This window comes from Algoriphagus sp. (genome assembly GCF_039969895.1).
Classification (GTDB): domain Bacteria; phylum Bacteroidota; class Bacteroidia; order Cytophagales; family Cyclobacteriaceae; genus Algoriphagus.
In genome coordinates, this window is the sequence record NZ_JBDVMZ010000012.1 from 115,869 (window position 1) to 130,265 (window position 14,397).

Genomic DNA, 14,397 nt, shown 5'->3' on the forward strand with positions numbered 1-14,397 from the left:
AAACTATGTCTAAGATACTAGTAGTGGACGATGAGGCAGATTTGGAAGTTCTTATCACTCAGAAGTTCAGACGAAAGATTCGAGCAGGTGAATACAATTTTGTATTTGCACTGAATGGTCGTGAGGCATTAGAAATAATGCAAGAACAACCCGATATCGACATGATCCTAAGTGACATCAATATGCCGGAAATGGACGGGCTGACCTTACTCACCAAAGTAAAGGAGCAGCATCCCCTACTCAAATCCGTGATAATTTCTGCTTACGGAGATCTGGAAAATATCCGTACCGCAATGAATAGAGGGGCATTTGACTTCATCACTAAACCTGTCGATTTTCAGGATTTGGAGATTACTATTGAAAAAACACTCCAGCATATCCATCAGATCAAGTCTAATATCACAGCACTGAAGGAAAATAATATCCTGAAAATGTATGTGGATGAGACGGTGCTGAACTTCATGGTAGGCAAGGAATTAGAGACGTCTTTGATGGAGAACGAGACGGTAGAAGCTACCGTGGCATTTGTGGATCTTTGCGGCTTCACCAAAATATCAGAAAATGAAGAGCCGAATGTGGTGGTCCCACTACTGAATGAATATTTCGACCTAATGGTGCGCGAAATCATCGATCAAAAAGGAGCCGTGGACAAATTCATTGGAGATGCGGTAATGGCAGTGTTCAAAGGAGAAGATCAGGTGGAAAGAGCTTTGAAAGCCTGCATAGCAATCCGAGACAAAATGAACGCTATGCCTATGTATTCTGTCCAATCAAACTTCAGCCCAAAGGTCTCCATAGGATTGAATTCTGGAGAGATGGTATCAGGCAATATCGGCTCCCGTTCCTTGAAAAGGCTAGATTACACGGTGATTGGAGATGCCGTGAACGTAGCCTCCAGGCTCCAAAATGCCGCCTCACCAGGCCAAATTCTAATTCTCGAAAAATGTACCACAGGAATTACAGACAAGTTCACTTTCCAGAATCTAGGAGAATTCACGCTTAAAAATAAAGCTAAGCCAGTGTCGGTTCTCGAGGTTGTAAAATAGTCCAAACGGATTGCATCTTCGCTGCCCTATACCTTACTTCACTGCGTGAAAAATAATCTGATCACGGCGATTTCATTTTCTAAGCTGCTGACATTTCAGAAAATCTCTAACTATTTGCTGTTAGCAAGTTCGTTTCAGCTTTCTAGAATAGTAGGCCGTCCTATCCTTTGGGGTCATCCAACTACTCTTTCCATAGAACCCACCACCAGCTGCAACTTAAGGTGTCCAGAATGTCCTTCCGGATTGAGAGAGTTTTCGCGACCTACGGGAATGCTTCAAGAGCAACTTTTCAAGAAAACAATAGATCAAGTACAAGGACATCTCACCTGGCTACATTTATATTTTCAGGGCGAACCTTTCCTGAACCCTCGCTTTTTGAAGATGGTAGCTTATGCTGATTCCAAAGGTATTTTCACCTCCACTTCTACAAACGCCCACTACTTGAAAGAGAAACAGGTAGCCGAGGTACTCCAAAGTGGGCTGAAACAGTTGATTGTCTCAATGGATGGAATCACTCAGGAAATCTATGAAAAATACCGCGTAGGCGGTCAGCTGGAAAAAGTACAGGAAGGAATCCAATTACTCTTGTCCCAAAGAAAAAAATCCAAACAAGATTTCCCGCGTGTTGTATTGCAGTTTTTGGTCACAGGACAAAATGAACACCAACTTCCGGAATTGAAGCGATGGGCTGAGAAAATGCAGGTGGATGAGCTGCAACTGAAAACTACGCAGATCTATGATTTTGAAAATGGTTCTGAACTCATACCCGCTGATTTGGGCTATTCCAGATATATACCAACAGGTAATGGCAAATGGAAACTGAAGAAAAAACTACAGAACAAATGCTGGAGGATGTGGCAAGGGGCAGTTTCTACATGGGACGGAAAGATCGTGCCTTGCTGTTTTGACAAGGACGCTGAGTATGTCATGGGCGAATTGAATTCTCAATCCCTTGCTTCAATCTGGTCTTCACCTCCCTACCAAAACTTCAGAAAACAATTGCTCAACGATAGAACTCAGATCGAAATTTGTAGAAATTGTACGGAGTGAGTATAAAAGTCATAGCGTAAGAACTTAGCTTTTTGGAACTATATTTGGTAGAATTAAGAAATTCATGGATTTTTAATCTCCATCTTTGTCCCTGATTCACCTAGGACTCCATTTTCTATATGATTTCAATTATACGATTTACCTACTTTTTCATATTTCTAGCCTTTATGGGCTGTCTAGTTCCTGAAGCTATAGCGCAGGAAATGAATGAAGCCGACAAAATTAAAGTCGATCAGCTTTCTGACGTTCAGATCCAAGACCTATTAGACCGAGCTTATGATGCCGGACTCTCCAAGGCTGAGTTTCTCAAAGCATTGGAACTTCAAGGAATGCCACCAAGCGAAGTGGCGAAAATGAGAGTTCGAATCAACGAACAAGAAGAATCCGGCCGAAGCACCAAAATCTCCAAGCGTGATGCGCGTGAACAGGAAGATATGGATGAAATTGCTCTTGGGATGTTTCAATTCTCGGATTATAGCCCACAGATCGCTGACCCGAATGAAATCTTTGGCACCTCCCTTTTTTATCAAAAAAACAGACGTTTGAGCTTCGAGCCTAGCCTGAATCAAGCCACTCCAAAGAGCTATGTGTTGGGCCCAGGTGACTTGATCTATGTAGATATCTACGGGCAATCTGAGCAATATTATGAAGCCACTGTAAACCCTGACGGGTTCGTACTTTTGGACAATATCGGGCCTGTGAATGTGTCAGGAAAGTCTATCGAAGAGGCTACAGGAATTCTGAAAAATAGAATTGGGAAATACTATACCGGGCTCCTGGGAAGCAATCCCACTACCTTTCTTCAGGTAACTTTAGGGAATGTTGGATCTATAAAAGTTAACATTCTAGGGGAAGTTCGCCTTCCAGGCACCTTTACGCTGAGTGCTTTTTCCACTGTTTTCAATGCGCTCTATGCAGCAGGAGGACCGTCTGAAAATGGCTCCATGCGAAAAATCAAATTGATGCGAAACAGCAAGCAAATCGCAGAAATCGATGTGTATGATTTGCTGATAAACGGCACTGCCCAACTAGACCTGAAGCTTCAGGATCAGGATGTAATCCTTGTCCCTCCCTATATTTCTCACGTCAAAATCACTGGAGAAGTAAAGCGGCCGATGGTTTTCGAGGCCACAGAAAATGATAATTTCTCTGATCTTTTGCGATACGCTGGTGGATTTACAGATCAGGCATTCAGGGACCGGGTGGCGATTTCAAGAATCACCGGCAATCAACGTTCGGTATCCGACGTCTATCAGAATCAGTTTGACATGTTCCTACTGAAAGGAGGCGATGAAATCACCGTGCAGCGCATCCTAGATCGCTATTCCAACCGGGTGCAGATCAAAGGCGCTGTCTATAGAGCGGGTACTTTTGCTTTGGAAGAAGGGCTTACACTGTCACAATTGGTGAAAAATGCTGAGGGGCTTCGGGGCGATGCTTACACTACACAAGCAAGTATTCTTCGCACCAAAAATGACCTGAGCACAGAAATGATTCAGGTAAATCTTAAAGATGTACTTGATGGAACAGCAGCAGATATTCTCCTCCAAAGGGAAGATGTAGTCCGCATCGCCAGTATCTATGACATCAATAACGAGCAATATGTACAGATCCTAGGTGAGGTAAAACGGCCAGGAACTTACCCCTTTTCTGCTGAAATGAAGGTGGAAGATCTCATCGTGATGGCCGGTGGCTTTCAGGAATCAGCGAATTCCCAAGACATAGAAATCGCCAGAAGATTAGAAGATTCGGACTTAGGAACATTAGCAGATATCATTCCTACTCAGGTAAAACCTGACTTGGGCTACAATCCAGATTCCCCTTCTCTAGTGCCTTTTGACCAGGTGATCGTAAGAAAGAAAGCCAGTTTTACCATGCAAAAATTAGTAGCAGTGGAAGGACAGGTCAATTCTCCTGGAATCTTCGCTATCCAAAGCAGTGGTGAGCGCATTTCTGACCTGGTGAAAAGATCAGGCGGTCTGAATCAATTTGCATACGCTAAAGGAGCTACACTTATCCGTCGTACGGAGTTTTTCAATACAGAATCTGAGCAAATACGCCGCCAACGAAATCTGGAAGGCCTGCAAATGAAACTGGCAGAAGATCCAAGTAACTCAGAAGCTCAGGCGGAATTGCTTCAGCGCCTATTGAATGATTCTCCTAAAGCGATTTCTCCTGTGGACAATCAACTGGCTCAGACCAAGAAAGAGTCTTTGGATCAAATAGCCTCCGAAACCCCCGGCTTTGCTGTGAAACTGAAAGAAACAGAAGCTGTAGCGATAGATTTGGAGGAAATACTTAGAAACCCTGGCTCTGAAGATGATATTCTTTTGGAAGAAGGTGATATTCTCTCTGTTCCCAAGCTGTTTCAGACGGTAAGAATGCGTGGCGATGTAGTCTATCCAACTACCCTTCGTCATGAATCAGGCAGAAGTTTGAAGCACTACATCAATGGGGCCGGTGGATTTGAGCGTCGCGCCAATAGAAAGCAAACTTACGTGGTATATGCCAATGGGGCGGTGAAGCGCACCAAAGGATTTTTAGGCATAAGAAATTATCCTCCGGTAGAACCTGGTGCGGAAGTCATCGTGCCAACCAAAGGTCCAAAAGTACCACTTCGACTTGGCGAAATCGTGGGCATCACCACCGGGCTAGCCACGCTGGGATTAGTCATTTCACAAATCAACTGGTAATGGCAGGATCAAAGCATTTCACAGAGAATCAATTCACGATCAAGGAAGTCATTCAAAACTTCTCCAGTTGGATCTCTTATTTCATTTCCCAATGGAAAATCCTTGTCTTAGCCGGAGTTGTAGGAGCAGGATTGGGGGCGATGGTTTCAATTTTTAAAAAGCCTGTATTTGTAGCTACGACTTCATTCGTGTTAGAGGATGGGGACTCAGGAGGAATGGGCAGTATGTCTGGCTTAGCTTCATTAGTGGGAGTGAACTTAGGATCCATGGGCGGAACTAGCGGACTCTTTCAGGGAGATAACATCATGGAGCTGTACCGCTCTGAGCGCATGTTGGATGAGGCTTTATTGAGTCCTTTTGATGAGAATCAACTTCTAATTGACCGATTTATTGCATTTGAAGAAATTGACAAAAAGTGGGCCTCCAAGGTGGATATTGCGGAGATGGACTTTTCTGTACCCAGAGAAAATTTCACAATAGCCCAAGATTCTGTAGTGAAAGAAGTTGCGCAGTTGGTACGTGAAAATCAGCTTTCAGTGGCCAAACCGGACAGGAAGCTTACCATTATCCAGGTTTCGGTTTATTCCAAAGATGAGGCTTACGCCAAAGTATTCAACGAACGACTGGTGGAAAATGTAAATGAGTTTTACCGAGAAACCAAAACCAAAAAAACGAGCGAAAACCTCTCCATCCTACAATCCCAGGCAGACAGCGTACGCAAAATATTAGATGAGAGCATAGGTGCTTTTGCCTCAGCGACTGACCGTGTGCCCAATGCGAACCCGCTACTTTCTTCTGCAACAATAGAAACAAAAAAGCGTCAAATCGATGTGCAAGCCACGGGAGCCGTCTATGAGGAAGTGGTCAAAAATCTGGAAATTGCAAAGGTCAATCATCGCAACAATTCTCCTTTGATTCAAATCATCGATTCACCTAGATTCCCTTTGGAACGCTCTGAGATTCGTCTGGTAAAAGGGATGGTTTATGGCGGCGTGATCTTGGGAATGTTCGCTATCGCAGGACTTTATTTCCGAAGGCTATACCAAAAGCATGTGAAGGAAAGCTAACTACCAGCTGCCATGCTAGAAAAACTCGGGCTAATACCTATAGGTGATATCATCAAAAATAAATCCATCCAGAATTTTCTGTTTCTGGCGATTATTCAGTCCTCCAATATTCTGATCACCATCATATCCATGCCGCTGCTGATCCAGGGAATTGGAGTCGATCAATTCGGGCTGGTGAATCTTGCGCTCTCTATTATTGTCCTGCTGAATATTATGGTTGGGTTTGGGTATAATCTGAGTGCTCCACGTGAGGTGGCTATCAATCAAAACGACAATACCGCACTCTCTCATCTCCTTTCCAATATTTTTTCTGCCAAAATCCTACTCGCTGCTTTTGCCAGCTTATTGATTTTGGTTGGAGTATTTGGATTGAATCTTTTCAAAGAATACCAGATCATCCTCGTCTATTCCGCATTACTTCTGTTTTCAGAGGCAACTTTACCCCTTTGGTTTTTTCAGGGGATGGAGAAAATGAAGCTTGTCAGCATAGCGAATATCTTCAGCAAGCTTCTTTTCCTGATGGGAATTGTCTTGTTTATCCACAGTCCTGAAATGAGTAAATGGGTGAATTTCATGATGGGATTCACCGGCTTGATGATCAATTTGTTTCTGTTGGCCTACATCCACACCTTTTTGCAAATCCGCTTTTATAGGCCACAGTTCTCTGCGATTTGGGGCAGTCTGAAAGAGAATAGTTTGTTTTTCTTCAGCAATCTGACTGGCTACTTTTCCGTCAATGGTGGGTTAATCATTTTTAGTTTTTTTGCGGGAGCTGAGACCCTGGGAATGTACAGTCTGGCAGAACGCGTAGTGATGGTTTTGCGTCTTTTCCCGGCAATTATTATCCAAGCGATTTTCCCCAATGCTTCCAAACTTTACAAAAAGGACTCACACTCTTTTTATCGATTTCTGAAGCTAGTATATATCCGAGTTTTGATCGGAGGTGCTCTCATCGCGCTTTCAGCTTATTTTGCTGCACCTTGGATTATTCGCGTGCTTTCCAGGTCAGAATTGAGTGAGTCCGTGATGTATTTGCAGCTTTTATCTCCTCTTTTGTTTCTCTCGTGTTTGAACATTCCCAATATTAGTATGATGTTGGTGGCAGACCTGAAGAAATTGCTTTTCAAAGCTAGTTGGATGATGTGCCTGTATATGGTGGTCGTCACTACTGTGCTAACTTACTATTTCGGCGGCAATGGACTTTGTTTCGGCATTTTATCCACAGAAATTGTAGGCTATATCATCTGCATGGTGCTTTTGCGAACCCAAAATCCTACGCTCTTCCATGGCTTTTACTCATGATCCATCTGTTGCAATAATCCTGGTAAACTGGAATGGGTATGCATTCACGGCTGCCTGTTTGCGCTCGCTCAGATTGGTGGATTTCCCTGATTTTAAAGTAATTCTGGTTGATAATGGATCCGAAAATCAAGAGGGAAAAAAGCTAAAAGAAGAATTTTCTGAGATTGAGCTAATCGAGACCCATTCAAATTTAGGGTTTGCAGGAGGAAATAATGTTGGCATCAGGAGAGCACTGCAAGATGGTTTTTCGCATGTGATGCTGTTGAATAACGATACGGAGGTAGAGCCGGATTTTTTGGGTCTAATGCTTCTAAAATTCAATGGAAAATCCACCTTAGGCATTGTTCAGCCTTTGATTTTTTTCCTTCATGAGAAAACAAAAATCTGGAGCGCTGGAGGTAGTTGGAAACCTTGGTCCTGTAGAGCAATCACACGCGGAGACAGGAAGGAGAATGCGCAATACCAAGCGCAAGATGGGGAACTAGACTGGGCGACGGGTTGCTGCATGCTTATTTCGCGAGAGGCATTGAAGGAAGTTGGCTTACTCAACGAATCCTATTTCACCTATTTTGAGGATGTGGAATGGTCTCTTCGCTTTATTGAAAAAGGGTATAGCATCGAATTGGCTGCTGATGCGGTGATTTATCATGAAGCCGGCGCTTCATCAAAGAAAAAGCATGCGGAGGGGACTTTGAGTGCTACGGTATTTTATTTCCATGTTCGCAATCAGTTTTTTCTAGTTCGCTCCCAGGCAAAAGGTCTTCAGATTCTCCTAGCTTCGTCTTATCATCTTTCCCGGTTTCTACTCTGGATAGGTTATTTTTGTGCCAGGGGTAGGTTCAACAAGCTAAAAGCAGTGGCCAGAGGAATAAGAGATGGCTGGAGATTACCCTTGCAAAAAGCAGAAGTATGGGAGTAATATTTTTCATTTTAATCGCATTTTCAGTAGCGGCTGGATTTCTCTGGACGCTTCAGGAAATGATTTTCAAAGGAAAATGGACCTACTTTATCTTTTTTCTAGCTGCATTTCTGCCGTTTTACATCACCACGCTTAGTGTTACATTTTTGGCAACTGGCTCGGCGGCGATTGTGAGTTTATTCCAGATTAGCAAAGAGTTGATCGTACTAATAGCAGGGTTGGTTTTTGTGATTTATCAGAAAAAAATATTCAGCTATCCCTTAAGAATGCAAGCAACCGATTGGTTTATGCTAGCATTTATTGGTTTGGCTCTGATCTTCCTATTTCTCCCCATAGGTCAGGCGAGTTTTACCAACAAGGCATTGTACTTCAAGAGTATTTTGATCCCGAGCCTGATTTATTTACTGGGGCGAAACACGCCATTCGGAGACCTCGAACTGAAGTCTTTATTTCAGATTATTTTTATCATAGCCATAGGTGCTTTTTTGATGAATCTGGTGGAAAATTACCTCCTGAACGCCCACCTGCAACAGTTTACAGGATACGCGCTTTTCAATCAAGAAATCAATGACATAGAGCCGCAGGGAAATTACAACCTGACTTGGACCTTCGAAACAACCAATGCCATGAAGCGTTTGGGAAGTTTTTTCTCAGACCCGCTGGAGCTGGCCAGTTCTGTGTTGATGGGCTTTGCAGCTGGATTGATTTGGTTTTTGACTTCCGAGAGAGACCAGCAATGGAAGTATTTACTCGTGATGCTTTGCTGCATCGGCAGTTTGGTGTTTGCATCCTCCCGAGCATCGTTCGCAGCATTTTTCCTGATGATTTTTTTCGTGGCTTTGGTTTTCAAGCTTTATAAGTTGATCGGCATTGGAATCTTGAGTTTGCTACTATTTGTAGGGTATGTGATATTCTTTGCCCCGGAGGATTTCTACTTCTACGTGGTGGATACCTTGACACTTGCGGATTCATCGAGCGTCGGGCATGTGGTCGAGTGGGTGCTGGCCTTGAACTCCATGGTCACAAATCCCATGGGAATTGGCCTGGCGATGAGCGGGAATTTCGGCTCTGTGACTGATGAATTGCGAGTGGGAGGAGAAAATCAATTTCTCATTTATGGAGTGCAGCTGGGTTGGATGGGTATGTTTTTGTACATCGCTACACTGTTCTCCGGTATTTGGACGTCGATTTATGTATTTAAAAATTCTGAGAATCTGAATCTGGCAAGAATGGCCTTCGTAGCTGGCACGGTCAAAGCTGGTTTGTTGCTTCCACTTTTCACAGCAAATGTAGAGATCTACACCTACGTATCCTGGGTTTCTTGGTGGATGGTAGGACTAAGTGTGCGGGAATATTCCAGACTACAACTGGAAGCTTTCAGGGAAGAATTAGCAATTTAATGGTATGATTTTATATAGAAGTTGCCCACTATGCGGGTCTGAGAGTCTCAAAGGTTTTGCGATAGATACGCAAAGGAAAGGCCCACATATCTCCAGGGTACAGTGCAGAAGTTGCGAGTTGGTTTTTGCTAATCCTATGGCGGACAGTCAGGAATTGGCTGAGTACTATACCAATTATTACGAGAAAGATCATTACGAGTCTGTTGATTATAAGAATCTGATCATAAATCACTTTCAACGAATTTCTAAGCTAACTGAGGACGAAATAAAGCAAGAGGCTAAGTTCCTCAAGAGGTTAAAGAGCGAATCCAAATTTCTGGATGTTGGTTGTGGTTTAGGGTTAGGTTTGGCTTACGCAAATCAGCTGAACTGCGAGCTTTATGCGACAGAATTTGATATAGGGGCACTGGAATTTGTGAAAGATCATTATCCAGTAAGCACATTTCAAGGGGATATATGGGAGGCGAAGTACCCAGAAAATCACTTTGACTTTATCCACATTTCTCATGTGATAGAGCATGTACTCAACCCAAAGGGTTATATCGCTGAGATGAAGCGGATATTAAAGCCGGGGGGATTTTTGGCTATCGGTACTCCGAATATGTCAAGTAATCTATATCGTTTTCATCGCTGGTCGAAAATGGTACGCATGGATATACCTGATGTGATCGATGGGCTGGAGCATACGTTTATTTTTCCCAAAAAGCTGCTTAGAAGTGTGTGCGAGGAGCAAAAGTTAGAAGTGGTGGAGCAATTCACGCACAATTTTGGCGAGAAGTTGAGCAATCTGATTCAATATAAAATGCCGCTTAAGAAAAAACTCAATAGGCTGATTCAAAATGCTTTTCAGGTGAATCAGTGGATTGTGTGTAGGAAGTAGTACCTGCTATTTGACCTGTGAAAACTAGTGATTCACCGAGTTAGGTTTAACTTTGAGTAAATGACTGATTATGACAGAAATTACCTCAACAATTCTAGAATAAAAGTTAAAATTCTTAATGGAGTTGATCAAACAGCTCGATTTGGAATTGGCAGGATCTAATGAGATACCCGAAGAGCATAAAGAAATAGTCCGCAAAAGAATTCAGATTCTTCAAAATTACTTGCTTGGGCAGAGGTGAGAAAAGATTTAAAATATAATGACTTTTGAATTGCTCCTAGAACCCTCTGCCAAAGAGGATATCCAGCAAACAATTAATTTTTATGAAGAAAAGACAAAGAGGTTAGGCAAGAAATTTGAACTAGAACTTCATCACTATTTCCAGTTATTATAAACCAATCCTTTTTTCCAAATCAGATATGACTCAGTTCGCTGCTCGCCTCTGAATAAATTTCCTTTTATGATTCATTACACATTAAGCGAGGAATATAGAAAGGTGGTGATTAGAGGCATATTTCACACTGCTAGAGATCCGCAAGATTGGAAATTTCGCTAAACTGACAGAAGAATCCACCAAATGAAAGTTCTCCTCGATCTACAATACCTCAATGTCGCCACCACAGGCATCAAAACCTACATGATGGAACTGGCGCATGCTGCAATTGCCCATCCACATCCGGACATTGAGTGGGTTTTCTCCCATGATCCCATAACCCAAAGTGCTGATCAGACTTTCAAAGGGACACAGACTAAGATCCAACGATTGAATTATCACTTGGATTACTTTCGGTGGAAAGAATTTCAACTACCTGACCTAGTCAAAAAGCATCAGCCAGATGTACTCATTTGTCCAGATTTTGTCTCGCCGGCGGCGAGCTTATCTTGTCGGAGATTAACTGTCATTCACGATGCATTTTTCTGGCAAATGCCTCAGAATTACCCCAAATGGTGGAGAACTTACTTTCTCAGTCTTATCCGGAAAGGGTTGAAGGAGAACACAGAAATCATCACCACCACAGAATATTCCAGAAAATCCCTCTATTCTTACCTGAAGAAAATCTATCCAATGACCGTAATCTATCAAGCTCCAAAACAGCTTTCAAATGGGATGGATTCGATGTATTTGGAAGAAATCGGTCTTCAGAAGGATGGCTATTTTCTGCATATAGGCACTTTTGATAAGCGTAAAAACCTCCCATTGCTTGTTCGGGCTTTTGCACAGTTCCTCAAAAAAACCAAGCGAGAGTTCAAGCTGGTCTTAGCTGGTGGAGCAGGCCAAAGTTCTCAGATGAACGACTTCCCAGTTGTGGAGAATCTCATCAAAACCCTTGGATTACAGGGAAAAGTGCTACAACCTGGCTACGTAAGTGACAGCCGGGTGAAAAGTCTCTATAAAAATGCTTTTGCCTATGTATTCCCTTCAGAGAACGAAGGCTTTGGAATACCTATACTAGAAGCGATGGGCATGGGAATTCCCGTTATTCATTCGGATCAGCCTGCGCTGATGGAAGTTGCCGGAGATGCTGGGCTTTCCTTCCAGACTGGAGATCAGCATGATTTGATGGAAAAAATGATACTTTTGGACTCCAATCAAGATCAAGTAAAACTAATGATCAACAAGGGTTTGGAGCAAGCCACAAAGTTTTCATCTCAGAAATTTATTGAGGGTTTTCACCAAGTCATCCTTCAAAACTAGCAACCGAATACCAATTGACAGTTCTCTTCCTCAATAGCTCTTCAGACTTGTATGGATCTTCCAGAATTCTGATAGAAGTGGTGAAAATTTATAAGAATGCTGGTCTGACACCCGTGGTGGTCATGTCAGAATCCGGTCCATTACAATCCCATTTAACTGACTTAGGAGTAATCGTTCGGATTCAAAATCTCGGCATCTTACGGCGTAAATATGTCAGCCCTTCGGGAGTGGTGAATAGGTTAGTGAAAAATTTCAAAGCTTATAGATTTTTAGACCAGCTCCATCGGGAATTCAAGTTTGACTTGGTCTATTCCAATACGCTGGCCGTAGTAGTAGGCGCGCAATGGGCCAAATGGAACAACCTTCCGCACTGTTGGCACATTCATGAGATGCTTCTTGGCTCATCGCCTTTGGTCAAGCTCCTGACGCGAATGCTGGACAATACCACCCCAGCTCCCATTGTTGTGTCTGAGGCGGTGAAAAAATTATGGGAAAAGCGGCTAACCAAGTCAACCCCAAGAGTTATCCACAACGGCTTGCCTTATGATAATTTCCTCAATGCGCCAGAAATCAGTCTTCAAAAGCTTTCTATCCCCGAAAACAGCCTAATCATTACCATGGTGGGAAGAATAAATCCAGGCAAGGGGCAACTGTTTTTTTTACAACTAGCCAAAGAAATTCTAGCGTCTTATCCACATTGTCATTTCGTTTTGATAGGAGATCCCTATCCAGGATATGAAAGTATCGCGATAGAAATAGAAAATTTTATCACTGAAAATAAGCTGGAAAAGCAGGTCAGCAATCTGGGTTTCAGAGAAGATGTAGCCTCCATTTTGAAAATCACAGATATTTTTGTCCTACCTTCTATCCTGCCGGATTCCTTACCCACAGTTATTCTAGAAGCCATGGCCTCCGGATGTCCGGTGGTAGCAACTCGCTCGGGCGGTGCTGAGGAGATGGTTCTGGATGGAAAAACTGGCTACTTAATTCCAATAAACGAGTTGGATCAAGGCGTAAATGCACTAATTAAGTTAATTTTGGAGCCAGAATTAAGAGAAGCGTTCGGCAAAGCTGGGAGAAATCGAGTTCTGGAAAATTTCAGCTTAGAGAGTTTTAAAACAAACATTGAAAACCATTTATGGCAGCAACTAAGAAAAAACTAAAAGTAGCCATAATGGGGGCCAAAGGTTATCCCTACGTGTACGGAGGATATGATACCATGGTCAAGGAGCTGGGTGAGCGCCTGGTAAAAAAAGGCGTCCACGTGCGAGTTTACAATCATCGGGCACTTTTTCCTCAAAAACCCAGATTCGTGAACGGGATAGAGTGTATCTACACACCGGCGATCGAATCCAAGCAATTGACGCAGCTCTCGCATAGTTTCTTTTCGATGCTCCACGCTTGCTTTTCCGATGTGGATGTGATTTTTGTGGTAAACTCAGCCAATGGCCCTTTTGGATTGATCTCTCGGATATTTAGAAAGAAGACAGTAATCAACGTAGATGGTTTGGAGTGGCTTCGCCCAAAGTGGAAGGGACTTGGCGGTAAGTACTTTTTCTGGGCTTCTAAATTGGCTACCCGATATTATGATCAATTGATCAATGATTCGGATGAAATGCAGCGAGTTTACAAGGAATTATTCAACGCAGAGTCTAAGGTGATCGCTTATGGAGCAAACCCCAGAGCCGATGTGGAAGCTGATCACATCGAAAAATGGGGTATGAAATCGCGAGACTATTTTCTGATCGTAGGCAGGCTGATCCCAGACAATAATGCAGATCTGATCATAGAAGGTTTTTTAAAATCAGACTCCTCCCGCAAGCTGGTCATAGTGGGAGATGTACCCTTTGATGATGAATATGCGACAGTATTAAAAAATAAAGAGGATGAAAGGCTGTTGTTTCTGGGCTATGTCACAGACCAAAATGAATTGGCCGCGTGGTACTCCCATTGTTTTGCCTACTTCCATGGTCACGAATACGGCGGAACGAACCCGGCGATGCTCAAAGCACTCGGGTTTGGTTGCGCTATTTTGGCTCTGGATACACCTTTTAATCAAGAAATGCTTCAAAACGGTAAGCATGGCTGGTATTTCAAAAAGACAACTGAATCAGTTCAGGATATAGTGGAAGCCGCAGAAAGTAGCACTGAGCGCATGGCATATTTTCGAAGCACTGCGCGGGAAGGCCTCACTCAGCGGTACAATTGGGAATTTGTGACTGATCAGTATTTGGAGGTATTTCAGGATTTGTCAGGAAAAAAAGTTTCCCAGATTCCTCCTGAGAAACCCAAATTGGAGAAAGTAGAAAATTGAAAAAAACCATTTCGAGCGAACTTTTAAATC

Annotated in this window: 11 protein-coding genes; all 11 read left to right on the forward strand. The window is 43.0% G+C overall.

Annotation, left to right across the window (positions count from 1 at the left end):
* Window positions 1–5: 5 nt before the first annotated feature.
* Window positions 6–1,046, forward strand: a complete 1,041-nt coding sequence (locus ABJH64_RS06670; protein WP_348277119.1) for an adenylate/guanylate cyclase domain-containing protein — start codon at window positions 6–8, stop codon at window positions 1,044–1,046.
* Window positions 1,047–1,091: 45 nt separating this feature from the next.
* The gene (locus ABJH64_RS06675; RefSeq protein WP_348277120.1) at window positions 1,092–2,096 is read left to right on the forward strand and encodes a radical SAM/SPASM domain-containing protein; all 1,005 of its coding nucleotides are present in this window, start codon (window positions 1,092–1,094) and stop codon (window positions 2,094–2,096) included.
* Window positions 2,097–2,215: 119 nt separating this feature from the next.
* Window positions 2,216–4,789 carry an SLBB domain-containing protein gene (locus ABJH64_RS06680; protein ID WP_348277121.1) on the forward strand — a complete coding sequence of 858 codons (2,574 nt, stop codon included), beginning with the start codon at window positions 2,216–2,218 and terminating at the stop codon, window positions 4,787–4,789.
* Window positions 4,789–5,856 (forward strand): exopolysaccharide biosynthesis protein, encoded by a 1,068-nt coding sequence (locus ABJH64_RS06685; RefSeq protein ID WP_348277122.1) that lies wholly within the window; start codon window positions 4,789–4,791, stop codon window positions 5,854–5,856. The genes ABJH64_RS06680 and ABJH64_RS06685 overlap by 1 nt, the downstream gene beginning before the upstream one ends.
* Before the next feature lie 12 nt (window positions 5,857–5,868).
* On the forward strand, window positions 5,869–7,158 hold the full coding sequence (locus tag ABJH64_RS06690) for an oligosaccharide flippase family protein (protein WP_348277123.1): 1,290 nt from the start codon (window positions 5,869–5,871) through the stop codon (window positions 7,156–7,158).
* Window positions 7,142–8,077 (forward strand): glycosyltransferase family 2 protein, encoded by a 936-nt coding sequence (locus tag ABJH64_RS06695; RefSeq protein WP_348277124.1) that lies wholly within the window; start codon window positions 7,142–7,144, stop codon window positions 8,075–8,077. The genes ABJH64_RS06690 and ABJH64_RS06695 overlap by 17 nt, the downstream gene beginning before the upstream one ends.
* Complete coding sequence (locus ABJH64_RS06700) at window positions 8,068–9,477, forward strand: O-antigen ligase domain-containing protein (protein ID WP_348277125.1); 1,410 nt, start codon at window positions 8,068–8,070, stop codon at window positions 9,475–9,477. The genes ABJH64_RS06695 and ABJH64_RS06700 overlap by 10 nt, the downstream gene beginning before the upstream one ends.
* Before the next feature lie 136 nt (window positions 9,478–9,613).
* Entirely contained in the window at window positions 9,614–10,357 is a 744-nt protein-coding gene (locus tag ABJH64_RS06705) for a class I SAM-dependent methyltransferase (RefSeq protein ID WP_348277126.1), read from the forward strand.
* A gap of 577 nt (window positions 10,358–10,934) precedes the next feature.
* Window positions 10,935–12,053 (forward strand): glycosyltransferase family 1 protein, encoded by a 1,119-nt coding sequence (locus tag ABJH64_RS06710; protein ID WP_348277127.1) that lies wholly within the window; start codon window positions 10,935–10,937, stop codon window positions 12,051–12,053.
* A gap of 14 nt (window positions 12,054–12,067) precedes the next feature.
* Window positions 12,068–13,216 (forward strand): glycosyltransferase family 4 protein, encoded by a 1,149-nt coding sequence (locus ABJH64_RS06715; protein ID WP_348277128.1) that lies wholly within the window; start codon window positions 12,068–12,070, stop codon window positions 13,214–13,216.
* Entirely contained in the window at window positions 13,192–14,367 is a 1,176-nt protein-coding gene (locus tag ABJH64_RS06720) for a DUF1972 domain-containing protein (RefSeq protein ID WP_348277129.1), read from the forward strand. Before ABJH64_RS06715 ends, ABJH64_RS06720 begins: the two co-directional genes overlap by 25 nt.
* Window positions 14,368–14,397: the final 30 nt, after the last annotated feature.

Excerpts from the sequence above, each read along its gene's own strand:
- ABJH64_RS06685 (WP_348277122.1), top strand. The coding sequence starts at position 4,789 with ATGGCAGGATCAAAGCATTTCACAGAGAATCAATTCACGATCAAGGAA.
- ABJH64_RS06690 (WP_348277123.1), top strand. The coding sequence starts at position 5,869 with ATGCTAGAAAAACTCGGGCTAATACCTATAGGTGATATCATCAAAAAT.
- ABJH64_RS06705 (WP_348277126.1), top strand. The coding sequence starts at position 9,614 with ATGGCGGACAGTCAGGAATTGGCTGAGTACTATACCAATTATTACGAG.
- ABJH64_RS06700 (WP_348277125.1), top strand. The coding sequence starts at position 8,068 with ATGGGAGTAATATTTTTCATTTTAATCGCATTTTCAGTAGCGGCTGGA.
- ABJH64_RS06720 (WP_348277129.1), top strand. The coding sequence starts at position 13,192 with ATGGCAGCAACTAAGAAAAAACTAAAAGTAGCCATAATGGGGGCCAAA.
- ABJH64_RS06680 (WP_348277121.1), top strand. The coding sequence starts at position 2,216 with ATGATTTCAATTATACGATTTACCTACTTTTTCATATTTCTAGCCTTT.
- ABJH64_RS06695 (WP_348277124.1), top strand. The coding sequence starts at position 7,142 with ATGGCTTTTACTCATGATCCATCTGTTGCAATAATCCTGGTAAACTGG.
- ABJH64_RS06670 (WP_348277119.1), top strand. The coding sequence starts at position 6 with ATGTCTAAGATACTAGTAGTGGACGATGAGGCAGATTTGGAAGTTCTT.
- ABJH64_RS06710 (WP_348277127.1), top strand. The coding sequence starts at position 10,935 with ATGAAAGTTCTCCTCGATCTACAATACCTCAATGTCGCCACCACAGGC.